The sequence below is a fragment of the Pseudarthrobacter leeuwenhoeki genome, assembly GCF_055412885.1.
On record NZ_JBVAYY010000008.1, the window covers coordinates 1 to 22,251 of the forward strand.

19 protein-coding genes and 1 pseudogene are annotated in these 22,251 nt (G+C 67.6%); 13 read left to right on the plus strand and 7 right to left on the minus strand.

Annotated features, from left to right (window positions below; genetic code table 11):
• Positions 1–410, plus strand: a 410-nt coding sequence (locus tag ACZYX4_RS08430; RefSeq protein ID WP_463875079.1) for a transposase, incomplete at its 5' end; no start/stop codon positions are given.
• Here the strand turns inward: ACZYX4_RS08430 and ACZYX4_RS08435 are convergent.
• On the minus strand, positions 407–793 hold the full coding sequence (locus ACZYX4_RS08435) for a hypothetical protein (RefSeq protein WP_463875080.1): 387 nt from the start codon (positions 791–793) through the stop codon (positions 407–409). The genes ACZYX4_RS08430 and ACZYX4_RS08435 overlap by 4 nt on opposite strands.
• Before the next feature lie 154 nt (positions 794–947).
• Between ACZYX4_RS08435 and ACZYX4_RS08440 the strand changes: the two genes are divergently transcribed.
• From ACZYX4_RS08440 to pdxS, 6 genes are all read left to right on the plus strand, one after another.
• The gene (locus ACZYX4_RS08440; RefSeq protein WP_463875081.1) at positions 948–1,280 is read left to right on the plus strand and encodes a DUF6504 family protein; all 333 of its coding nucleotides are present in this window, start codon (positions 948–950) and stop codon (positions 1,278–1,280) included.
• Positions 1,277–4,777, plus strand: a complete 3,501-nt coding sequence (locus tag ACZYX4_RS08445; protein WP_463875082.1) for a DNA polymerase III subunit alpha — start codon at positions 1,277–1,279, stop codon at positions 4,775–4,777. The genes ACZYX4_RS08440 and ACZYX4_RS08445 overlap by 4 nt, the downstream gene beginning before the upstream one ends.
• Positions 4,778–4,883: 106 nt before the next feature.
• On the plus strand, positions 4,884–6,893 hold the full coding sequence (thrS, locus tag ACZYX4_RS08450) for a threonine--tRNA ligase (protein WP_463875083.1): 2,010 nt from the start codon (positions 4,884–4,886) through the stop codon (positions 6,891–6,893).
• A 20-nt stretch (positions 6,894–6,913) separates the two neighbouring features.
• Entirely contained in the window at positions 6,914–7,537 is a 624-nt protein-coding gene (locus ACZYX4_RS08455; RefSeq protein WP_463875084.1) for an HIT family protein, read from the plus strand.
• Complete coding sequence (pgsA, locus tag ACZYX4_RS08460; protein ID WP_463875085.1) at positions 7,527–8,165, plus strand: phosphatidylinositol phosphate synthase; 639 nt, start codon at positions 7,527–7,529, stop codon at positions 8,163–8,165. Before ACZYX4_RS08455 ends, pgsA begins: the two co-directional genes overlap by 11 nt.
• A gap of 171 nt (positions 8,166–8,336) precedes the next feature.
• Complete coding sequence (gene pdxS, locus ACZYX4_RS08465; protein WP_463875086.1) at positions 8,337–9,263, plus strand: pyridoxal 5'-phosphate synthase lyase subunit PdxS; 927 nt, start codon at positions 8,337–8,339, stop codon at positions 9,261–9,263.
• Between the two features lie 136 nt (positions 9,264–9,399).
• On the opposite strand, the gene ACZYX4_RS08470 is transcribed toward pdxS, so the two are convergent.
• Positions 9,400–11,412, minus strand: a complete 2,013-nt coding sequence (locus tag ACZYX4_RS08470; protein WP_463875088.1) for a M3 family metallopeptidase — start codon at positions 11,410–11,412, stop codon at positions 9,400–9,402.
• 82 nt (positions 11,413–11,494) lie between these two features.
• Here ACZYX4_RS08470 and ACZYX4_RS08475 point away from each other — a divergent pair, with 82 nt between their 5' ends.
• Positions 11,495–12,763, plus strand: a complete 1,269-nt coding sequence (locus tag ACZYX4_RS08475) for a CapA family protein (RefSeq protein WP_463875090.1) — start codon at positions 11,495–11,497, stop codon at positions 12,761–12,763.
• Positions 12,764–13,497: 734 nt separating this feature from the next.
• Here ACZYX4_RS08475 and ACZYX4_RS08480 read toward each other — a convergent pair.
• The 5 genes and pseudogenes from ACZYX4_RS08480 to ACZYX4_RS08500 all read right to left on the minus strand — a co-directional run.
• Positions 13,498–13,748 (minus strand): annotated as a pseudogene (locus ACZYX4_RS08480) (glutamine amidotransferase); the annotation flags it as partial.
• A gap of 163 nt (positions 13,749–13,911) precedes the next feature.
• Entirely contained in the window at positions 13,912–14,748 is an 837-nt protein-coding gene (locus ACZYX4_RS08485; protein ID WP_463875091.1) for a class I SAM-dependent methyltransferase, read from the minus strand.
• On the minus strand, positions 14,745–15,845 hold the full coding sequence (locus ACZYX4_RS08490; protein WP_463875093.1) for a glycosyltransferase family 4 protein: 1,101 nt from the start codon (positions 15,843–15,845) through the stop codon (positions 14,745–14,747). The genes ACZYX4_RS08485 and ACZYX4_RS08490 overlap by 4 nt, the downstream gene beginning before the upstream one ends.
• 197 nt (positions 15,846–16,042) lie before the next feature.
• A complete protein-coding gene (locus tag ACZYX4_RS08495) occupies positions 16,043–16,876 on the minus strand; it encodes a type 1 glutamine amidotransferase (RefSeq protein ID WP_463875094.1) in 834 nt (277 codons plus the stop codon).
• Entirely contained in the window at positions 16,873–18,252 is a 1,380-nt protein-coding gene (locus ACZYX4_RS08500) for a DUF1727 domain-containing protein (RefSeq protein WP_463875096.1), read from the minus strand. Before ACZYX4_RS08500 ends, ACZYX4_RS08495 begins: the two co-directional genes overlap by 4 nt.
• 81 nt (positions 18,253–18,333) lie before the next feature.
• Here ACZYX4_RS08500 and pdxT point away from each other — a divergent pair, with 81 nt between their 5' ends.
• The 5 genes from pdxT (at position 18,334) to ruvB (ending at position 22,237) form a co-directional block, all read left to right on the plus strand.
• Positions 18,334–19,035 carry a pyridoxal 5'-phosphate synthase glutaminase subunit PdxT gene (gene pdxT / locus ACZYX4_RS08505; RefSeq protein ID WP_463875097.1) on the plus strand — a complete coding sequence of 234 codons (702 nt, stop codon included), beginning with the start codon at positions 18,334–18,336 and terminating at the stop codon, positions 19,033–19,035.
• Between the two features lie 3 nt (positions 19,036–19,038).
• A complete protein-coding gene (locus tag ACZYX4_RS08510) occupies positions 19,039–19,794 on the plus strand; it encodes a YebC/PmpR family DNA-binding transcriptional regulator (protein ID WP_463875099.1) in 756 nt (251 codons plus the stop codon).
• Entirely contained in the window at positions 19,791–20,378 is a 588-nt protein-coding gene (gene ruvC / locus ACZYX4_RS08515; protein WP_463875100.1) for a crossover junction endodeoxyribonuclease RuvC, read from the plus strand. The genes ACZYX4_RS08510 and ruvC overlap by 4 nt, the downstream gene beginning before the upstream one ends.
• Positions 20,379–20,484: 106 nt before the next feature.
• Complete coding sequence (gene ruvA / locus ACZYX4_RS08520) at positions 20,485–21,132, plus strand: Holliday junction branch migration protein RuvA (protein WP_463875101.1); 648 nt, start codon at positions 20,485–20,487, stop codon at positions 21,130–21,132.
• Complete coding sequence (ruvB, locus tag ACZYX4_RS08525) at positions 21,125–22,237, plus strand: Holliday junction branch migration DNA helicase RuvB (protein ID WP_463875103.1); 1,113 nt, start codon at positions 21,125–21,127, stop codon at positions 22,235–22,237. The genes ruvA and ruvB overlap by 8 nt, the downstream gene beginning before the upstream one ends.
• Positions 22,238–22,251: the final 14 nt, after the last annotated feature.

Below are 22,251 nucleotides of genomic sequence, written 5' to 3' on the forward strand. Positions count from 1 at the left end.
CCGGGCAGGGCGGGGACTCCCCGATGTTCCCGCACCTGCTGGACTCCCTCAGCGTTCCCCGGCTGGGTCCGGGCAGGGCCCGTTCCCGCCCGGACCGGGCCCTGGCGGATAAGGCGTACTCCTCGAAGGCCAACCGGGAGCTTCTGCGCCGGCGCGGCATCCAGGCGGTGATCCCGGAACGCTCCGATCAGGAAGCGAACCGCAAACGCCGCGGCAGCAAGGGCGGCAGACCAGTGGGGCTGGACAAGGAAGCCTACAAGCGACGAAACGTCGTCGAACGGTCCTTCAACGTTTTCAAGCAATGGCGCGGCCTCGCCACCCGCTACGACAAGCTCGCCCTGACCTACCGCGGCGGAGTCGTCCTCCGCGCCATCACCATCTGGCTCAAGGAATTAGGAGACATGCCCTAGTGGGCTTCCTCCACCGGGACATTCGCCTGGTACTCGCGGCTGTCACAGTCGCTGAAGGCCGTCATGAGATGGCCCTTGGCCAGGCCCATGATCGTGCTGAGCGGAAAGTGCCCGGTAATGGTGTTGCCCGAATGCTCCACACCCTTGAGGTCAAAGTTCTCCTCCGTGCCGTCGTGGCTGAAGCAGTAGAAGGACACGGCCTCCCCGTTCATGAACTCGATCCCCATTCGTCGCTGGTGGGAATGATCCGGGGTTGCTGCCACAAGCCCCACCACGTAGGCGCCCTGGCCGGGGATGTTTCCGTCTATATCGAACTTCGCCACCAGGGACGTGTCCTCGGCGGCGATGCTGACGTGCTTCAGAAGTGCGTTATGGGAGCTCATGGCTCAATCCTGCTACCTGTGCCTGCGTCCGTCCACCCCTGTCTAGGTTTTGCCCCGGCACCGCCGTAGACTGACAGTGTTCGAATATATGTTCGAATAGACACTGGCTGTTCTGGCCAGATGGTTTCACAGATGGTGTGGTCCGGGAGGCGCGATGGGCATGTTCAGCGAGTCGGTGGACGTCGTCTGCACATCCTCCGGTGAGCCCCTGGACCTCGACTGGGCAGGCCACCACTACACCGTGTGCGCGGAACCGGTCCGCTGGTACGAGCGGCGCCAATGGTGGGCGGAAGAACAGCGCGCACCCCTGGGCAGCGGCCCCGGCCTGGTGGACCATGAGATCTGGCGGGTCCAGGTGCGCCGGGCAGATTCCCCCGGCCAGGAAAGCCTCACCCTTGACCTGACCCGGCATGTGGGCAGCGGACGCTGGCGCCTGCTGCGCATCCACGACGCCCTGCTTCCAATCCGGAAGCCCGAATCGGCATGAGCTTCACCCATCTTCATGTCTCCACCGCCTTCAGCGCCCACTACGGCGTCTCCTGGCCGGAGGAGCTGGCCACCGCGGCGGCCGCGGACGGGGCGACGGCGCTCGCCTGCACGGACCGCGACGGCCTGTACGGGACGGTCAAGCACCTGCGGGCCTGCATGGCCGCGGGACTGGACCCGGTCGTCGGCGTGGACCTTGCGGTCTTTGACGACGACGGCGACCTCCGCACCCAAGTGGGGGGACGCGTCGTCGTGCTGGCCCACGGGCACAACAACGGCGCCGGCTACCGCGCGCTGTGCCGGCTGATCTCCGATGCCCATGCCCGCACCACGGGCAAGGCCGGGGGAGCGGTGCCCGTCGCCGTGACCCGCGCCGAGCTTGCGTCCCGCACCCTGCACCCGGAAACCCTCAAGCCGGTGCTGACCGTGCTGATCGGCCCGGACTCCGACGTCGGACGTGCCATGGGCGGCAGGCGCTACCTGCGCCCCCGCACCCTGTTCAAAGGCTGGCTCGATGCCATGCCGCCCGGGACCATCGCCGCCGAGGTGGTCAGCCAGCTCAGCCCGCCCGGGGAACCGCTCAGCACCGCCCACGCGGTGCGGATGATCAAGCTCGCCGCCGAACACGGGGTTCCGGCCGTGCTGAGCAACGCCGTGCGGTATGTCGCCGAGGACGGAGCGGCCACCGCAGACGTGCTGGATTCCGCCCGCACCCTGAAATCCCTGCCCGAACTCTCCGCCGCCCCGCTGCTCCAGCCCAACGGGCAGGGCTGGCTCAAATCCGCGGCGCAGATGCTCCAGCTGGGCAAGGAGATTATGCACGCCGCCGGGTACGGCGCCGCGGACCTCAAACACCTGATGGCGCAGACCGGGGCGCTCGCGGACCGTTGCCGGATCGATCCGGTGACGGACATGGGATGGAAACAGCCCGTGGTGCCGGAAGCCTCGGTCATCGGAATCGCCGGGGACGCCCTCGTTGAGCTCACCTTGCGCTGCGAGGCAGGCATCAGCAGGCGGTTCCCTGGGATCGCCGGCAAACCCGCCGAGGAACTGCGCTCGCGGCTGGAGCACGAGCTGCGGATCATCGACAGCCTGGGCTTCGCCGCCTACTTCCTGACCGTGGCCGAGGTGTCCCGGATGATCCTGGACATGGGAGTCCGGGCGGCGGCCCGCGGTTCGGGGGCATCCAGCCTGGTCAACTACCTGATCGACGTCAGCCAGGTGAACCCGCTGCAGCATGACCTCATCTTCGAACGCTTCCTCTCCCGGGACCGCGCCACCCTGCCGGACATCGACATCGACGTCGAAAGCGCCGAACGGCACAACGTGTACCGGAAGATTTTTGCGCGCTTCGGCTCCGAGCGCGTCACGCTGATGAGCATGCAAAACGGCTACCGCGCTCGCGGTGCCGTGCGCGACGCCGGCCTGGCCCTGGGCATGGAGGAGGGTGAGATCGGGGACATCGCCAAGCAGCTGTGGCGTTTCTCGGCCCGGAACTTCCGCGATGCCCTGGTGGAAAAGCCTGAGCTGAAGGAATTCGCCGGCAGGGTGGGGCAGCGCGATTTCAATGGGAACCAGCAACTGGACCTGCTGGTGGACCTCACCGAACGGCTGGACCGGCTGCCGCGCCATATCTCCATGCACCCCTGCGGGGTGATCCTGGGGGACGCCACCTTGCTGGACCGGACGCCCGTGCAGCCCAGCGGGCTGGGCCTGCCGATGAGCCAGTTCGACAAGCACGACATGGACCCGATGGGTATGCTCAAGCTCGATGTCCTCGGCGTCCGGATGCAAAGCGCCATGGCCTTCGCCGTCCGCGAGGTGATCCGCCTGCATCCCTCCAAAGCCGAGGTGGTGGCAGCCGGCGCCCACCCGGCGGGGCCGGACGGGACCGGCCCGGACTACATTGCCGCGGACGGCACGATCGACCTCAACTCCGTGCCGCTCGACGACGAACCCACCTATGAGCTGATCCGCAGCACCCATACTCTGGGCTGCTTCCAGATCGAATCGCCCGGGCAGCGGGAGCTCATCGGAAAACTTGCCCCCCGGGAGTTCAATGACCTCATCATCGACATCTCCCTGTTCCGGCCGGGTCCGATGAAATCGGACATGGTCCGGCCCTTCCTGGAGCACCGCCACGGCTTCGCACCCGAGGTCTACCCGCACCCGGACCTCAAACCCGTCCTCAAGGAGACGCACGGCGTCACGGTGTTCCATGAGCAGATCCTGAAGACCTTTGATGTTCTGACCGGCTGCGGGCTGGCGCGGGCCGACGAATTCCGCCGCGCTCTCGGCAACGAGGTCCTGGAAGGCAAGGTGGAGGAGTTCCTCCGGAAGGAGGCCCGGTCGCGGGGGTACAGCCCCGAAGTGGTGGACAAGGTCTGGGGGACGCTCAAGGCCTTCGGCAGCTTCGGGTTCTGCAAAGCCCACGGTGCCGCTTTTGCCGTGCCCACCTACCAGTCGGCCTGGCTCAAGACCCACCACCCGGAGGCCTTCCTCGCCGGGCTGTGGGAACACGACCCGGGCATGTATCCCAAACGGCTCCTGGTGGCCGAGGCGCGGCGGCTGGGGATCCCCATCCTGCCCCTGGACATCAACCGCAGCCTGGCCGAGTACCGGGTGGAACGCGTGGCCACCGGCCCGGACCGCGGCAAGCTGGGCATCCGGCTGAGCCTGAACGGCATCTACGGTCTCTCCGGAACCGAGCTTAAAAGAATCGTGGCGGGACAGCCCTATGACTCGCTCGCGGACCTGCGGGCCAGGTCCCGGCTGAGCAGGCCCAGCATCCAGCGGCTGGCGCAGCTGGGAGCCTTCGACACCCTGCACCGGGCCTCCGGCGGGACGGCCAACCGCGCGGACCTGGTGCAGCATCTGCAGACCCTGCAGAGCCGGCCGCAGCGGAAAGGAATCGACGTGATCGAGGGGCAGCTGTCGTTGCCGCTGGGAGACATCGAGCTGAAAAACCTCAAGGCCGGCCTGCCCGCGCCCACCCTGGTGGATACTGTCCGGGCCGAGCTGGACCTGATGGCGGTGGATGTCAGCGACCACCTGATGGCCAGCCACCGGCCGCTGCTGGACCGGCTGGGCGTCACCACCGCAGACCGGCTGCTGGGGCTGCGCAACGGCACCGAGGTGCTGGTCGCCGGGGTCCGCGTCGCCACCCAGACACCTCCCATGCGGGGAGGGCGACGCGTGGTGTTCATCAGCATCGACGACGGCACGGGCTGCGTGGACTCGGTCTTCTTCCACGAGGCCCAGGAGCTGGCCGGCCCGCTGCTGTTCGGCACCCGGCTGCTGCTGATCCGGGGAACCACCCGGCGGACCGGGCCGAGGGGGATCAGCATCAGCGCCAGCATGGCCTGGGACCTGAGCCGCACCGAGACCCTGCCGTTCCCGGTCCAGGCTTCCGGGATCCCGGAGCACCGCGAACCTGAGCCGCCCGGTCCGCTGGACGGGATCAGCCGGAACCTCGCCATTACGGGGATGGGAGGCTGAGTGGGGCGTTGGTTGGCCTCTTCAGAAACCGATAGCATGGACGAGGCTGGCTGTGGTCTCCGTATGCCACAAGCTAAGAAGCCTAAACGTTGAATAGGAGACACCCGTGTCAGATGCCCAGCAGATCACCCTTCTCGTCGATGGCGAAGAGACCAAGGTGACTACCGGGACCACCGGCGCGGAACTCTTTTTTGAGCGCCGCGATGTCGTTGTGGCCCGCGTCAACGGCGCTTTGTTGGACCTTGACCAGCCGCTGCCCGAGGATGCCACGATTGAGGGCGTCACCATCGACTCCCCGGACGGCCTCAACGTCCTGCGCCACTCCGCTGCCCACGTCATGGCCCAGGCCGTGCAGCAGCTGCGTCCCGACGCCAAGCTGGGCATCGGCCCGTACATCACCGACGGTTTCTACTTCGACTTCGACGTCGAGGAGCCGTTCACGCCGGAAGACCTGAAGACCCTGGAAAAGATGATGCAGAAGATCATCAACCAGAACCAGAAGTTTGTCCGCCGCGTGGTCACCGAGGATGAGGCCCGCGAGGCGATGAAGGACGAGCCGTACAAGCTCGAACTGCTGGGCAAGAAGAACCACGCCGCCGAAGCGGGTGAGGGTGTCAACGTCGAGGTCGGCGCCGGCGACATCACCATCTACGACAACGTGGACCGCAAGAGCGGGGACAGCATCTGGTGCGACCTCTGCCGCGGCCCGCACCTGCCCAACACCAAGCTGATCTCCAACGCCTTCGCACTGACCCGGTCCTCCGCGGCCTACTGGCTCGGCAACCAGGACAACCAGCAGCTGCAGCGCATCTACGGCACCGCCTGGCCCACCAAGGACGCACTCAAGGCCTACCAGGAGCGCATCGCCGAGGCCGAGCGCCGCGACCACCGCAAGCTTGGCGCCGAGCTGGACCTGTTCTCCTTCCCCGACGAGCTGGGCTCCGGGCTGCCGGTGTTCCACCCGAAGGGCGGCATTATCCGCAAGGCGATGGAGGACTACTCCCGCCAGCGCCATGTGGACGCCGGCTACGATTTCGTCTACACCCCGCACATCACCAAGGGCCACCTCTACGAGGTTTCAGGCCACCTGGACTGGTACCGGGACGGCATGTTCCCCCCGATGCACATCGACGCGGAACTGAATGAGGACGGCACCGTGCGCAAGCCCGGCCAGGACTACTACCTGAAGCCGATGAACTGCCCCATGCACAACCTGATCTTCCGCTCCCGTGGACGGTCCTACCGCGAACTGCCGCTGCGGCTGTTCGAGTTCGGATCCGTCTACCGCTACGAAAAGTCCGGCGTCGTGCACGGCCTCACCCGGGTGCGCGGCATGACCCAGGACGACGCCCACATCTACTGCACCCGGGAGCAGATGAAGGACGAGCTCACCACCACGCTGAACTTCGTGCTGGGACTGCTCAAGGACTACGGCCTGGACGACTTCTACCTGGAACTCTCCACCAAGAACGAAGACAAGTTCGTGGGCGATGACGCCACCTGGGACGAAGCGACCCGTACCCTCGCCGAGGTGGCCGAAGCCTCCGGCCTGGAGCTCGTCCCCGATCCGGGCGGCGCCGCGTTTTACGGCCCCAAGATCTCCGTCCAGACCAAAGACGCCCTCGGCCGCACCTGGCAGATGTCCACGATCCAGCTGGACTTCAACCTTCCCGAGCGCTTCGAGCTTGAGTTCCAGGCCGCAGACGGCACCCGCCAGCGCCCGGTGATGATCCACCGTGCCCTGTTCGGTTCCGTGGAACGGTTCATGGGCGTGCTCACAGAGCACTACGCCGGTGCCTTCCCGGCCTGGCTGGCTCCCGTCCAGGTGGTCGGCATCCCGGTGGCCGAGGCCTTCAACGACTACATGTTCGACGTCGTTGACCAGCTCAAGGCCGCGGGCATCCGCGCCGAGGTGGACATTTCCTCGGACCGTTTCCCGAAGAAAATCCGCACCGCCAGCAAGGACAAGATCCCGTTCGTGCTGATTGCCGGCGGAGACGACGCCGAAGCCGGCGCTGTGTCCTTCCGCTTCCGTGACGGCAGCCAGGACAACGGCGTGCCGGTGGCCGAGGCCGTGCAGCGGATCGTCGACGCCGTCCGCAACCGGACCAGCTAGCGGACAGGGACGAACCAGGCATGCAGGAAACCACAGGGGCCGCTCCGGAGTATCCGGGGGACGACGGCGTGACCGACGACTTTGGCCTGGCCGGGGTGCCGGACGCTTTCCAGCGCCTGTGGACTCCGCACCGGATGGCGTACATCAAGGGCGGGCAGCACCAGTTCAAGAACGTGGATGACTGCCCGTTCTGCGTGGCGCCGGAACGCGGGGATCACGATTCCCTGATTGTCTGCCGGGGGCGGACCAGCTACGTCGTGCTGAACCTCTTCCCGTACAACCCGGGCCACCTGCTGGTCTGCCCCTACCGGCACATTCCTGATTACACGGACCTGACCGTGGAGGAAACAGCCGAATTCGCCGAGCTGACCCAGACGGCCATGCGCGTGCTGCGCAAGGTCGCCAACCCCACCGGATTCAACCTTGGGATGAACCAGGGCGTGACCGGCGGCGCCGGGATCGCCGGGCACCTGCACCAGCACGTGGTGCCGCGCTGGGGCGGGGACGGGAACTTCTTCCCGATCATCGCCCAGACCAAGGCCATCACCCAGACCCTGGGCGAGGTCCGCCAGCAGGTGGCGGATGCCTGGCCCCAGGCCAACGACGCGGGGCAGGCGACTGCCGGGGCGACGGATGCTGAATAGGCACGCGCGCGGTTTCTTCACCGCGCTGTTCACCCCCCTTGCCCGCTGGCTGCTGAGGATCGGTGTCTCCCCGGACGCCGTAACCATCGTCGGAACGCTCGGCGTGGTGATCGGCGCCCTGGTGTTCTACCCGCTGGGCCAGCTCTGGTGGGGCACGCTCTTTATCACCGCGTTCATCTTCTCGGACGTCATCGACGGCATCATGGCGCGGATGCAAAAGGGCGGAGGGCGCTGGGGCAACTTCCTGGATTCCACCCTGGACCGGATCGCAGACGGTGCACTGTTCGCCGGCGTCGCGGTCTGGTTCTTCACCGGAGGCGCAGACACCCCCATCGCTATTGCCGCCGTCCTCTGCCTGGTCCTGGGCATGGTGGTCTCCTACGCCCGGGCGAAGGCCGAGGCGCTGGGCTTCGAGGCCAATGTGGGCATTGCCGAGCGCGCCGAGCGGCTGGTGTCCGTCCTGGTGGTCACCGGCTTCACGGGCCTGGGCCTGCCCACCATGGTTCTGTTCGGAACGTTGTGCCTCCTCGCCGCCGCAAGCCTCGTAACGATCATTCAGCGGATCATCACCGTGCGCCGGCAGTCGCTTGAAGAGGCCGAGGGCACCGCGACCGGACAGGCCGCCTGAGCGCCCAGCTCCGGTGCGGCCGCGGGGGGTAACCGGAATTCAGCCGGGCGCGGCGGGGGGACTAGTATTAGCATTACCGGCCAATAAATCCGGTAATCCGGGGTGTGCGAAGCGGCATTTGTGTGCCGTCCGCGTTCCGGCGAGGTCATCTATCTACCCATAGGGGTTTTTGTGTCTACACCTGATGTAAGCAACGAAGCCGGCGCGTCCGCGAAGAGCGTTACGGGCAGCAACCGCGTCAAACGCGGCATGGCGGAGATGCTCAAGGGCGGCGTCATCATGGACGTCGTTAACGTCGAGCAGGCCCGCATCGCCGAGGACGCCGGAGCCGTGGCAGTCATGGCGCTGGAACGTGTTCCCGCCGACATCCGCGCCCAGGGCGGCGTGTCCCGCATGTCCGATCCCGACATGATCGAAGCGATCATCGCGGCCGTGTCCATTCCGGTCATGGCGAAGGTCCGGATCGGCCACTTCGTCGAGGCCCAGGTCATTCAGACCCTCGGCGTGGATTACATCGACGAGTCCGAGGTCCTGACCCCGGCCGACTACGCCAACCACATCGACAAGTGGAACTTCACGATTCCCTTCGTCTGCGGCGCCACGAACCTCGGTGAGGCCCTGCGCCGCATCAACGAGGGCGCGGCGATGATCCGCTCCAAGGGTGAGGCAGGCACCGGCGACGTTTCCAACGCCACCACCCACATGCGCCAGATCCGCTCCGAGATCAAGAAGCTCGCCGGCATGGCGGAGGACGAGCTCTATGTTGCCGCCAAGGAACTGCAGGCCCCGTACGAACTGGTCAAGGAAGTGGCCGCCACCGGCAAGCTCCCCGTGGTCCTGTTCACCGCCGGTGGCATCGCCACCCCGGCGGACGCCGCGATGATGATGCAGCTCGGCGCCGACGGTGTGTTCGTCGGCTCCGGCATCTTCAAGTCCGGCAACCCGGCCCAGCGTGCCGCCGCCGTCGTGAAGGCCACCACCTTCTTCGACGACCCGGACGAGATCGCCAAGGCCTCCCGCGGCCTGGGCGAGGCCATGGTCGGCATCAACGTGGAAGAGATCCCGCAGCCGCACCGCCTCGCCGAGCGCGGCTGGTAGCGTTCGCCTGCTTCTCCACGAACCCGGCGCCAAGCCACGAGAGTTAAGCGCGGTTCTCGCCAGGCTCTAAAGTACGACGGCGGCCGGTCACCTTCCCAGGTGGCCGGCCGCCGTCGTTCCTTTGTGCGGGTGCGGGTTAGTCGAGGCCGCGGCGCTTGAGGAGCGGTTCGAGGCCGGCGTCGCGGCCGCGGAAGGCGCGGAAGGAATCCAGCGGGTCGCGGCTGTTGCCCCGGGAAAGCAGTTCGGCGCGGAAGAAGTCCCCGTTGGCCCGGGTGAGGCCACCGTTGTCCTTGAACCATTCCACCGTTTCGGCGTCCAGCACCTCGCTCCAGATGTAGGAGTAGTAGCCCGCGGCATAGCCGGCGCCGGCGAAGATGTGCTGGAAGTAGCCCGTGCGGTAGCGCGGCGGGATCAGGTGGTGTGCGACGCCGGCCGCGGCCAGCGCCTTGGCCTCGAACTCCAGGACGTCCTCGGGGACCTCGGATCCGTCCAGCACATGCCAGGCGAGGTCCAGCAGGGCCGCGCCCAGGTATTCGGTGGTGCCGAAGCCCTCGCCCCAGAGCTGCGCGGCGTCGAGCTTGTCCACAGCGTCCTGCGGCAGCGCCACTCCGGTGGCGTAGTGGCGGGCGTAGTTGGCCAGGACCTCCGGCCACATGATCCACATTTCGTTCACCTGCGAGGGGTATTCCACGAAGTCCCGCGGCACGGAGGTGCCGGAGAAGCGCGGATACGTGACAGCGGAGAACAGGCCGTGCAGGGCATGGCCGAACTCGTGGAACGTGGTGCGGAGCTCGTCCAGGGTCAGGAGCGTGGGTTCGCCGGCCGGCGGCCTGGAGATGTTGAGGTTGTTGATCACCACGGGCCGGGTGTTGAGCAGCCCGGACTGTTCCACGAGGGAGTTCATCCAGGCACCGCCGCGCTTGGATTCGCGTGTGTAGTAGTCGCCCAGGAACAGGCCCAGCTCGGTCCCGTCAGCGTTGCGGACCTCCCAGACGCACACGTCCGGGTGGTAACCGGCGAGGTCGGCGCGTTCGTGGAACGTGATGCCGTAGAGCGCGTTGGCGGCGAAGAACACGCCGTCGTTGAGGACGCGGTCCAGCTCGAAGTAGGGGCGCAGGGCCTGCTCGTCCACGGCGTAGCGTTCGCGCTTGACCTTCGCGGAGTAATAGGCCCAGTCCCAGGCCTCAAGGGGGTGGCCGGCGACCCCGGCCAGCGCCTCGGCCTCGGCGTCGGCATTCCGGACGGCGGCCGGCGCCAGCCGGTTCATCATGGTCTGCACGGCTGCGAAGTCCGGGGCGGTCTGCTGGTCCACGACCAGCTCGGCGTAGTTGGCGAAACCCAGCAGCGCCGCCTTCTCGGCGCGGAGCCTGGCCATGTCCCTGGCCAGATCCAGGACGTCGAGGGCACTGCCGTCGCTGCCGCGGCCGATGGAGGCCTCGTACAGGCGGCGGCGGACCTCCCGGTTTTCGAGGGCGGCGAGGGCGGGCTGGTTGCTGGGCTGGATGAGGGTCAGCAGGAACTTGCCCTCATGCCCGGCGGTGCGGGCGGCTTCGGCGGCGCTGGCAACATCGTCAGCAGGCAGCCCGGCAAGTTCGGCGGCGTCGTTGAGCAGCAGCGAGGCGGACTTCATTCCTTCCTTCACCCGCTGGCCGAACTCGGTTCCGAGCCGGGAGAGCTCGGCGTTGACGGCCTTGAGCCGTTCCTGGCCGGCGCCGTCGAGCTGGATGCCGGACTGGCGGAACTCCTTGAGGTACTCGTCCACGAGCCGGGCGGACTCGGCGTCGAGCTGGTCCGTGTTGACCGCGGCGAACCGCTCGAAAAGTCCACGGTTGAGGTAGACGGCGTCCTGGTGGGCCGAGAACCGCGGGGACAGGACGGTCTCGAGATCGCGGATGAGGTCCGTGGCATCGGCCGAGACGAGGGTGAAGAAGGAGGCCGCCGCACGCTGCAGGAGCTGCCCGGACCGCTCCATCGCCAGTGCGGTGTTTTCAAACGAGGCAGGCTCCGGGGTGTCCACGATGGCCTGGATTTCGGCGAGGTGCCCGGCCAGGCCGGCCTCCACGGCTTCGGCGTAGTGCTCGTCGGTGATGTCCGCGAACGGCGGCAGACCGAACGGCAGGGGGCTGGGGCTCAACAGGGGATTGGTCATGAAATAACTCTTTCATGTAATGGGGTGACTCTCAACGGTCTGCTTCGCGTGTTGGGACCGCTGCCGCCGTAGGATGGGCGCCATGCGTACCATCACCCCCCGCGGCCGGCTGTTCGCAGCCGCCGCAGCGTTCTCCCTGGTAGCCTCTGTGTCTTCCTGCAGCATCGGCGCCCCATCCGAGACCACTGCCTCGGGCTCCCAGGCGGCAGCCGGGGGCACAGCCGGTCCGGCAGCGGCACAGAGCCCGGCACCGACTCCGGCAGCGTCGCCGTCGAGCACCCCCACCCCGACGCCGGGGAAGGGGCCGGCCTGCGCGGCCGTCCGCTGCACCTCGGTAGTGGTCACCGGGGACATGCTGGTCCACGCCCAGCTCTGGGAGCAGGCCCGCGCGGACGCCCTGGCCGCCGGCGCCAAGGGACTGGACTTCGGGCCGCTGCTGGAGGGCCAGCGCAAGTACATCGAGAAGAGTGACCTCGCGGTCTGCCACCAGGAGACGCCCGTCGCCGGCCCGGCCGGGCCCTTCTCCGCGTACCCCTCATTCAACGTTCCGCCGCAGATCCTGACGGCCGCCCGGCAGGTCGGCTACCAGGCCTGCACCACCGCGAGCAACCACACCATCGACCGGGGCACGGCCGGGCTGGTCCGCACGCTGGATGCCCTCGACGCTGCCGGACTGCAGCACACGGGCGCCTACCGGAGCGAAGCCGACGCCGAGGGCGTCCTGATCCTGCAGACCGCCGCAGCGAAGATCGCCGTGATCAGCGCGACGTACGGGCTGAACGGGCTGCTCCCGGAAGCGGCCTGGCAGGTGGACATGCTCGACCCCGAGGTGATGATTGCCAAGGCGAAGAAAGCCCGGGACCTGGGCGCGGACATTGTGCTCGGTGCGATGCACGCCGGCGAGGAGTATTCGAGCGAGCCCAACGCCGAGCAGATGAGCGTCGCCCATGCCCTCGCGGACAGCGGCCAGTTCACCATGATCTACGGCCACCACTCGCACTCCGTCCTGCCGATCGAGCAGTACAAGGGCACCTGGATCGCCTACGGCCTCGGCAACGGGATCACCGAACTCTCGCCGAACTATGTGGTGAACAACGAGGGCCTGCTGGTCCGGGTCCAGTTCAGCCAGGACGCCGCCGGCGCGTGGACCGCCTCCGATCTGGCCTGGGCGCCGTCGGTGATGGTCCGCGGCCCCTACCGCTGGTGCTCGGTTGCCGCCGACACCCCGCAGGGTTCCTGCGCCGGTGCGGCGGCAGACACGGCCACCCGCCAGCGCACCCAGACCGCGGTCGAGTCGATGGGGGCAGCGGACGCGGGCGCCCACGAACTTCTCATCACCAAGGAACCGTAGCGCTTGGAAGACCGACGACGGCGGACGGTGCGAGGCGGGCTCCCACCGAATCGAGGCGCCGGACGTCAGGCACCCGGCCGCGATTTGCGAGGTGCCCGAACCGTCGGAGGGCCTGCGGATCTTGCCCTGACACCGACCGGCGAATACCTCGATGGAGACGCGGGGGGCCAAAATGAGCCCAGTCACACCCGGACAGGAGGCCTTCGTGGGCAGAGTACCGACGGCGGACCGGGAACACCGGAACGGGACCTTCCCCAACGGCATGGACTAGCTGAGCTGGGGCAACGGCCCCAAGACACTCCTCTTCATCCAGGGCGGCCCGGGGAGCACGGTTCCCCGGGGGATGCTGCGCCGGATGTTCCGGCGCCAGTTCGATGCCTTTCTCCACGCCGGATACGCCGTCTGGGTCGTCACCCGGCGCCGGGGCATGCCGCCGGAGCACAGCCTCCCCGACATGGCGGAGGACTATGCGCGGCTCATAGCCGAGGAGTTCCGCGGACGCGTTGACGTCGTTGTGGCTGAGTCATTTGGCGGCATGATCGGCCAGTATCTGGCCGCACGGCATCCGGACTCGTTCGGTTCGCAACGGGTTCACCTTCGATGGTACGGAGCAGACAGAACCCGGTGCCCCAAAGATCGTCGACGCCCGCATGGTGAGATAGGGAGAGTCAGCCGGCTCGTTGTGTTCGGGCTGCAGCTGAGCATACGGCCACTTCCCTCTGCAACTCGCAGATTTATCCCGCTTCAGCGCGGGCGGCGTGCTCGCGGGCGAGGACGGCGTAGGTGTCGTCCGGGTGCCGGGGGAGAAGCTGCCGTATTTGCGTTCAACGGCGGTCCGGATGAGAAAGTCCGCCGGCGCCGGGTTCTTGGGCAGCAGGGAGCCGTGCAGATAGCTCGCCACGATGTTCCGGTAGCGGGCGCCTTCCTGGCAGTCGCTGCTGTTGTTGCCGGTGCCCTTGGCCGTGGCGGCCAGCGGTGACACGCCCGGAACCGCCGACTGTCCACCTGCTGTGCGGGCTGTCCGGCGCGGGCAAGACGACCACAGGCGCGCGGCGCTGAGCTGCTTTGCGGCGGCTCGGATCAGCTGAGTGGCGCTGCGGGCCGGGAACGCCTCGGTGCGGCGAACCGAAATACCGGGATCGGTATAGCTAGGGCGTGGCGAAAATGTCGGAGTGGCCGATCGTGGCGCGGCCCGGCTCCCGGCGGGCGGCCAGCCAGTCGGCGACTTCCTCCGGTGCAACGTCCCTGGTCTCCAATGCGGCGGCGGCGATGCCGGTGGCGAGTTCACGCTGGAGACCGGAGTCTTCCGGTCCGAGCAGCCAGGGTGAGGCGGCGGTGTGCACGGCATAACCGCGCGCCGCGAGCAGCCCGGCCAGCACAGCCGAGGCCCGCGCACCGGTGGCCGAACCGAAGCCCTTGTCCCCCTGCTGATGGCTGTTGAACGCGCGGAGCACACGCCCGTCCTGCGGGTGGATCGGCTGCCATTCCTGCCGGCCGTCGTAGATCAGGACGGTGTAGAGCGGCAGCCCGGCCGCGCTGAGGGCGGCCGTGAAGAGCTCCAGCCAGGGCTCCGAAACCAGATCGAACAGTGCGGCGGCCGTGACAAGATCCGGAGCCGGCGTCAACACCTGCGTGAGCTCGAGTGTGAGGTCAGCCTCGGCGAAGCTGACGTCGATGCGCTTGTGGTCCTTGCGCAGCCGAAGGAGTTCGCCCTCGGACCGGCTGTCGTCAGCCCAATCGACCAGGCGTTCCCGGGCCCATGTCAACAGCTGTGGGTCGTAGTCCACCAGCCGCCAGGACTGGTGGTCCGGCAGGAACTGCGCGGTGCCCCGCAGATTGGACCCGGAACCGCAGCCCAGATCCACCACGCTGACGTGCGCGCGCCCTGCGAAGTGGGTAGCCAGCTGCTGTTCCAGAGCCGAATCCCGCGCCCGGTGGTCGGCCGTTTCGCGCAGGTCCAGCCACTCCGGGCTGAAGCCGCTCATGCCGCGTGCTCCGGGAGCGACCGGGCCATGGCCCGTACGACGTCAGCGACCCGACCGGCAGTATCCGACCAGGGCGGCAGAGTCCGTCCGGCGGCCCAGGAGCGCTCACCGAGGGCGGCGAGGCGCTGCGGAGAGGTCAACAGTAAACGGACGGCGTTGCCGAGGGCGGGCGCGTCGCCGGGCGGGACCTTGATAGCCGCGCCGTCCGGCACCGTCTCGGCAGCGGCCCCGCCGGTGGTGCAGATGATCGGCAGGCCGTGGGACATGGCCTCCGCCAATGCCATGCCGTAGCCCTCATAGAGGGAGGGCATGACGAAGAGGTCGCTGGAGTGGAAGGCGGCTTCAAGCTCATCTGTCGTCAGGACACCGGCAAAAGTGACCCTGCCGGCAAGGCCGTGGGCCTCGACGGCGTTGGCCACGCGGGCGTGCTCGCCCGGCACCCGGTCAGTCTCACCTGCGATAGTAAGGTGCCAGTCAAGATCAGTCAGATGCGAAAGTGCCAAGGCAAGGACGCCATAGGCTTTGCGCGGCGAGACCGACCCCACGCAGAGCAGTTCCACCCCGCGCGTGCCGTCGGAGCCTCCTGCGCGGCAGGCCGGAGGTGTCCCTGGACAGGCGATCGTGATCTTCCCGGCCGGGACGCCGTAGTCGCGAGTCAGAGTCCGGGCCGTCAGTGCGCTGGTCGCAATCACATGCGCAGCGCGTGCCAGGGCGTGGCGCTCGGTTCCCGCGAGCATTCGGCGTTCGTCCTCCGCGAGCCCGGCTTCCAGTGCCAGTGGATGGTGGACAAGGGCCACGAGCGGATGGCCGGTCCCATGGTCCAACGTCTCGAGCAGCGTGTCCGGGAACGCCCCGAACGCGAGTCCGTCCACCATGACCGTGATCCGGTCCCGAAGCGATGCGAGCCGTCGCCTGGTTTGTTCAACGTCAGTTGCCGTGGGAGAGGGCCACGAGCCTGGCAGCTGAAGGTGCTGCACCCGGATGCCAGAGCCCGGCAGGGTGGCCAGGAGGCTGCGGTCGTAGGCGTATCCGCCGGTGGGCGCTGAAAGGTCGCCCGGGATGGCGAAAACCAGTTCGGGATCTGGATCGGTAACCATGGCTTACTCCATTCGGGCAACGGATGAGCGGCAGACTTTAGGGCGCGGCCAGCGAGACCCATGCTACCCGGATACCTCGCACAGCGTCTTGGCCGCCGCGTCCAGCCCCACGCTGTGACGAGGGCCAGAGTTCTGAAGACGCTGATGGGCATCAGCAGCAGGGTGCCTGCGCCGCTGCGCGCCCGAGATTCGGGGCTTCAGCGCGGGCGGCGGGCGGCGTGCTCGCGGGCGAGGACGGCGTAGGTGTCGTCCGGGGTGCCGGGGGAGAAGCTGCCGTATTTGCGTTCAACGGCGGTCCGGATGAGGAAGTCCGCCAGCGCCGGGTTCTTGGGCAGCAGGGAGCCGTGCAGATAGCTCGCCACGATGTTCCGGTAGCGGGCGCCTTCCTGGCAGTCGCTGCTGTTGTTGCCGGTGCCCTTGGCCGTGGCGCCCAGCGGTGACACGCCCGGACCAAGCGTGGTCTGGCCGCTGTGGTTCTCGTACCCCAGAACGGTGCCGAACTCGGGGGAGGACACTGACACGTTGCCGATCAGGCGCTGGTCGGTACCCTGGGTCTCCACGTCCAGGACGCCTATCCCCGGGATCACGGACCCCGTCCGGGTCTTGAAGAACTTCCCGAACAGCTGGTAGAGCCCGCAGATCACCAGCATCGGGGTGCCGTCCTCGGCCAGCTCCTTCAGGACTGTCTCCCGCGAGAGCAGGTCATCCTGGATGACGAGCTGGCCGCTGTCCTGCCCGCCGCCGCCGACGATCAGGTCGATGTCCGACGGGAACGCGTCGCCGACGTTGTACTCGAGCAGCTCCGGAGTGTACCCGTGCCAGCGCAGCCGCTGGGCCAGCACCAGGGCGTTGCCCCAGTCGCCGTAAATGTTCATGTCCCGCGGGTACAGCTGCAGGACCCGGATGGTGCCCTTGCTTGGCGCCGGGGATTCCTCGGGCGGAAGCTCGTGCCCGAAGGAAAACCTGGACCCGCTGGACGGGCCGGATTCGCTGGTCGGGCCGGATTCGCTGGCGGGGGGCTGGGGGGTCATGAGACCACCTCCACTGTGGTGATTTTGGACAGCTCGCGGCGGATCGCCAGCATCGCTGTATAGGTGCAGAAGACCCGCTTCGGTTTGTCCTTGGCGCCGCTGATGAAGGCCGCCAGTGCCGGCGCAATCTCGGTATTGACCGCGCCGACCGCGACGTCGTCGTACTGCAGGCGAAGCGCCATGTCGTAGGCGCGGGAGCCGGTCAGCTGGTCCACGCCGGCCTCACGGAGGGTGTCGAATTCGACGTCCCAGAGCCAGGACATGTCCCGGCCGTCGGCGTAGTTGTCGTTGATCGCGATCATCGTGGCGTACCCCGCGGCCGGGAAGGACTTCAGTCCGAGGCGGAAGCCGCTGGGGTTCTTCACCAGGACCAGGTCCAGCGGCAGTCCGTCGACGACGAGGCTCTCACCGCGGCCGAACGCCGGCGCCACCTGGGACAGCGCCGTGAGCAGGCCCTCGTTGTCCGCGACGGCCGTTTCTCCCCGGACTGAGTCCTTCACCGCAATGGCCCTGGCCAGGGCCAGCGCGGCCGCGGCGTTGAAGATGTTGTAGACACCGCGGAGCTTCATCGCGGTGGTGGCCGTGACGCCGTCGTACTCAAAATCCGCGTCCGCCGCACCCACCCGGCGCAGCACGACGTCGGCGTGCGGCTTCTCGGGAGCCGGCGGCACCGGGCTGCCGGGGGCAGCCCGCATCTCGTCGTCGTTCGGGAAGGTGCTCAGCAGCGAATCGTCGAGGCCGAAGTAGCGGACGTCGGGACCGGTGATGGTGTCCGGTGTGTGCGTGGCTGTTTTGTGTGTGGCTGTTTTGTGCGTGGCTGTTTTGTGCGTGGCCGCGGGGAGCGTTTCCGCGATGCGCGCGACCCTCGGGTCCTCCCGGTTCAGCACCACGGTACCGGTGGTCTTGGAAGCGATGTGCTGCAGCAGCTGCGCCGTCTTGTCGATCTCGCCGAAGCGGTCCAGCTGGTCCCGCAGGACGTTCAGCAACAGGCAGTAACGCGGCGGCACCTGGTTGACGAAGTGCACCGCGTGGGCCTCGTCCAGTTCCAGCACGGCGACGTCCGCGCTCAGCCGTCCCCGCCAGTCCACCTCGCCAAGCAGCGCAGCGGCCACTCCGCGGGTGAAGTTGCTGCCGGTGCGGTTCGTGAAAACCTTCAGGCCCTGGCTCTCGAGCAGTTCCACCACCATCTTGGTGGTGGTCGTCTTGCCGTTCGTGCCGCTGACGACGGCGACGCCGTGCGGCAGCGTGGACAGTGTCCTTCGCATAAAGCCGGGATCGATTTTTTCAACCACGAGACCGGGAAGGGCAGAGCCTCCGCCCCTGAGCCGGGAGACCCGGCGGACGAGCTTGCCGAGCGGAACGCTGAAGTAAAACATGCTTTGTAATATATCCCAGCGGGGGCATGGAAGCCCGCCGGGCGGCGGCGGCCGACGTGTCCGGGCCACTATGCTGGTCCGATGACCAACCCCACTTCTGCGCCCAATTCCCGTGTGGGAACAGGTCTGCGGATTGGCGTCCTTGCACTTCAGGGCGACTTCCGCGAACACCTGCACGCGGTGGAAGCGGCCGGCGCCACGGGCACCGGCGTCCGCCGCCCGTCCGAACTCGACGGCCTCGACGGCCTCATCATTCCCGGCGGCGAATCGACCACCATCGACAAACTGTCCCGCGCCTTCGGGCTCCGCGACCCGCTGCGCCAACGCATCCGGGACGGGCTGCCGGTCTACGGCTCCTGCGCCGGGATGATCCTCCTCGCGGAGGAGATCACCGACCCCGCAAAGGACCTCGCCGGGAACCCGCAGCAGACGTTCGGCGGACTGGACATCACAGTGCGCCGGAACGCCTTCGGCCGGCAGCGCGAATCCTTCGAGACGGATCTCGATTTCAAGGGCCTCGACTTCAGCGCCACCGCCGACGGCGTCGCCCCGGTCCACGCGGTCTTCATCCGGGGGCCCTGGGTGGAACGCGTCGGCGCCGGGGTGGAGGTCCTCGCCAGCGTGGAACCTTCCAAGGCCTCCCACCCCGAGGCGCTGGCCGGGACGGCTAGAATTGTTGCTGTGCGTTCCGGCAAGCTGCTGGCCACCTCCTTCCACCCGGAAGTGACGGGGGAGAAGCGCGTGCACGAATTGTTTATTCGAATGATCAGAGGAGAAGCGTAAAGCATGTCAGGCCACTCCAAATGGGCGACGACCAAGCACAAGAAGGCCATCCTCGACAGCCGCCGGGCCAAGTCGTTCGCCAAGCTGATCAAGAACATCGAAGTTGCCGCACGCATGGGCGGCCCGGACCTCGCCGGCAACCCTGGCCTGGAACTCGCCGTCACCAAGGCCAAGAAGACATCGGTCCCCGCTGACAACATCGACCGCGCCATCAAGCGCGGCGCCGGCCTCACCGGCGAAGTCGTGGACTACACCGAGATCATGTACGAATGCCGCGGACCGCAGGGCTCCGCCCTGCTGATCGAATGCCTCACGGACAACAAGAACCGTGCAGCCTCCGAGGTCCGGCTCGCCATCTCCCGCAACGGCGGCACCATCGCCGATCCCGGTTCCGTCAGCTACCTCTTTTCCCGCAAGGGCGTTGTCTCGCTGCCGAAGAACGGCCTGACCGAGGACGACGTCCTGATGGCCGTCCTCGACGCCGGCGCCGAGGAAGTCAAGGACAACGGCGACAGCTTCGAGATCCACTCCGAGCCGACCGACCTCCAGGGAATCCGCGATGCGCTCAAGGAAGCCGGGATGGAGTACGACACCGACGAGGCAGAGTTTGTCCCCTCGATGCAGGTCCCGCTGGATCTCGACGCCGCCAAGAAGTTCCTGAAGCTCGTGGATGCCCTCGAGGAACTCGACGACGTCCAGAACGTCTACAGCAACGCCGACCTCAGCGACGAAGTGCAGGCCGCACTGGAATCCGAGTGACCCTCCGCGTCCTCGGCGTCGATCCGGGCCTCACCCGCTGCGGGATCGGCGTCGTGGACGTCGAAAAGAACCGCCGCGCCACCATGGTGGCGTTCGGCGTCGTCGGAACCTCCCCGGAGGAGAGCCTGGACCAGCGCCTGCTGGTCATCGCCACATCCATCGACGAGTGGCTCGACCAGTATGAACCCCACGTCCTCGCCGTCGAACGAGTCTTCTCGCAGCTCAACGTCAGCACCGTGATGGGGGTCGCGCAGGCATCCGGCGTGGTGATAGCCGCCGCCGCACGCCGCGGCATCCCGGTGGCCCTGCACACCCCGTCCGAGGTGAAAGCCGCCGTCACCGGCAGCGGGACCTCCAACAAGGATGCGGTCACCAAAATGGTCACCAAGATCCTCCGGCTCGACGCCCCTCCCCGGCCGGCCGACGCCGCCGACGCCCTCGCGCTGGCCATCACGCACGCCTGGCGGGCCGGGAGCGGGATTTCCCACAAGGGCGCAGTCACCACCGGACCGGGCAGCCTGTCACTGACCCCGGCCCAGCGGGCCTGGGCGGACGCGGAGGCGAAAGCGCGCCGTTCACGCTGAATGTCCGGCTGTGCCGGGGCAGCACTTGATAGGGTATTCGTAGATATGTTCGGATAGCCGGGTCTTCCCGGTTCTCTATTTCAGCTGAATTTTCAGGAGCCCGGCTTTGATCAGTTTTCTCCGCGGAACCGTAGCGCACGTCGGCCTGTCCTCCGCCGTGATCGACCTCAACGGCGCCGGCATGAGCGTAAACGCCACACCGCAGACCCTCAGCAGGCTTCGCGCCGGCGAGGAGGGGAAGCTCTTCACCTCCCTGATCGTCCGCGAGGATTCCCTCACCCTGTTCGGCTTCGGCAACGACGACGAACGCGAAGTCTTCGATATCCTGCTCAGCGTCAGCGGCGTCGGACCCCGGCTGGCGCTGGCGGTCCTGGCCGTGCACGAGCCCGAAGCCATCCGCGTCGCCGCGCACTCCGGCGACGGCAAGGCATTCACGAAGGTGCCCGGCATCGGCCCCAAGGTCGCCGGCCGGATCGTGCTGGAACTGGCCGGAAAACTTGTGCCGCAGGGAACGCCGGCCGGCGCCACGGCACCGGCCGCATCCTCCGAAGCGGTCTGGAAGCCACAGGTCGTTGCAGCCATGACGAGTCTTGGCTGGTCCGAGAAGGACGCCACGTCCAGTATCGACAAATCCCTTGCTGATTCCCCCGAACTGGCCGAGAAAGGCAACGTGGCCGAAATCCTCCGCGCCACCCTCCGCTGGCTGGGCCAGGACGGCGCCCGCGCCGGGAACAGGGTAGGCGCCCGTGGCTGAGCCGTCGATTGTCGCCGGGGGAGAGGAGCCGGAGGAGCGGGTCATCGAAGCCGCCCTCAGGCCCAAAAACCTGCACGACTTCGTTGGCCAGCACCGGGTCCGCCGGCAGCTCTCCCTTGTCCTGGAGGCCTCGCGCATGCGCGGCCGCAGCGCCGACCACGTCCTGCTCTCGGGCCCTCCCGGGTTGGGCAAAACCACGCTGTCCATGATCATCGCGGCCGAGATGAACGCCCCGCTGCGGATCAGCAGCGGTCCCGCCATCCAGCACGCCGGCGACCTGGCAGCCATCCTGTCCTCGCTCTCCGAAGGTGAAGTGCTTTTCCTCGACGAGATCCACCGGATGTCCCGGCCGGCCGAGGAAATGCTCTACATGGCGATGGAGGACTTCCGGGTCGACATCATCGTCGGCAAGGGTGCCGGCGCCACCGCCATCCCGCTGGAACTCCCGCCCTTCACCCTCGTGGGCGCCACCACCCGCGCCGGCCTGCTCCCCGGACCGCTTAGGGACCGCTTCGGCTTCACCGGCCACCTCGAGTTTTACTCCGTGGCCGAACTGGAGCTCGTCCTCCGGCGCTCCGCCGGACTCCTGGACCTCAAGGTCAACTCCGCCGGCTTCAGCGAAATCGCCGGCCGCTCCCGCGGCACGCCCCGCATCGCCAACCGGCTCCTGCGCCGGGTCCGTGACTGGGCGCTGGTGCACGGCATTGAGCAGATCGACGCCCGCGCCGCCTCCGCGGCGTTGGACATGTATGAGGTCGACAAACGCGGACTGGACCGGCTCGACCGCGCCGTTCTGGAGGCCCTCATTACCAAATTCGGCGGCGGGCCCGTGGGTCTGTCCACCCTGGCCATCGCCGTCGGCGAAGAGACCGAAACGGTGGAGACCGTCGCCGAGCCCTACCTCGTCCGCGAGGGACTGCTGGGACGCACCCCGCGGGGGCGCATCGCGCTCGCCCCGGCCTGGACGCACCTCGGCTTCGCGGTGCCGCCCGGAATCTTCGCCCAGGACCCGCTCGAGCTCTTCCCGGCCGACGTCGACGGCACTGACATGCCGGACGGGCAGGGCCAGGACGCTGATCCGGAATGGATCCGTAATAGTCAATAGCACCGCTCCGTAAC

What these genes read in the sequence shown, in the direction of transcription:
- ACZYX4_RS08475 (WP_463875090.1), top strand. Translation starts at nt 11,495, where the DNA reads ATGCGTACCATCACCCCCCGCGGCCGGCTGTTCGCAGCCGCCGCAGCG.
- ACZYX4_RS08485 (WP_463875091.1), bottom strand. Translation starts at nt 14,748, where the DNA reads ATGAGCGGCTTCAGCCCGGAGTGGCTGGACCTGCGCGAAACGGCCGAC.
- pgsA (WP_463875085.1), top strand. Translation starts at nt 7,527, where the DNA reads ATGCTGAATAGGCACGCGCGCGGTTTCTTCACCGCGCTGTTCACCCCC.
- ACZYX4_RS08490 (WP_463875093.1), bottom strand. Translation starts at nt 15,845, where the DNA reads ATGGTTACCGATCCAGATCCCGAACTGGTTTTCGCCATCCCGGGCGAC.
- ACZYX4_RS08500 (WP_463875096.1), bottom strand. Translation starts at nt 18,252, where the DNA reads ATGTTTTACTTCAGCGTTCCGCTCGGCAAGCTCGTCCGCCGGGTCTCC.
- ACZYX4_RS08495 (WP_463875094.1), bottom strand. Translation starts at nt 16,876, where the DNA reads ATGACCCCCCAGCCCCCCGCCAGCGAATCCGGCCCGACCAGCGAATCC.
- ACZYX4_RS08455 (WP_463875084.1), top strand. Translation starts at nt 6,914, where the DNA reads ATGCAGGAAACCACAGGGGCCGCTCCGGAGTATCCGGGGGACGACGGC.
- ACZYX4_RS08435 (WP_463875080.1), bottom strand. Translation starts at nt 793, where the DNA reads ATGAGCTCCCATAACGCACTTCTGAAGCACGTCAGCATCGCCGCCGAG.
- ACZYX4_RS08440 (WP_463875081.1), top strand. Translation starts at nt 948, where the DNA reads ATGGGCATGTTCAGCGAGTCGGTGGACGTCGTCTGCACATCCTCCGGT.
- ACZYX4_RS08470 (WP_463875088.1), bottom strand. Translation starts at nt 11,412, where the DNA reads ATGACCAATCCCCTGTTGAGCCCCAGCCCCCTGCCGTTCGGTCTGCCG.
- ACZYX4_RS08445 (WP_463875082.1), top strand. Translation starts at nt 1,277, where the DNA reads ATGAGCTTCACCCATCTTCATGTCTCCACCGCCTTCAGCGCCCACTAC.
- pdxT (WP_463875097.1), top strand. Translation starts at nt 18,334, where the DNA reads ATGACCAACCCCACTTCTGCGCCCAATTCCCGTGTGGGAACAGGTCTG.
- ACZYX4_RS08510 (WP_463875099.1), top strand. Translation starts at nt 19,039, where the DNA reads ATGTCAGGCCACTCCAAATGGGCGACGACCAAGCACAAGAAGGCCATC.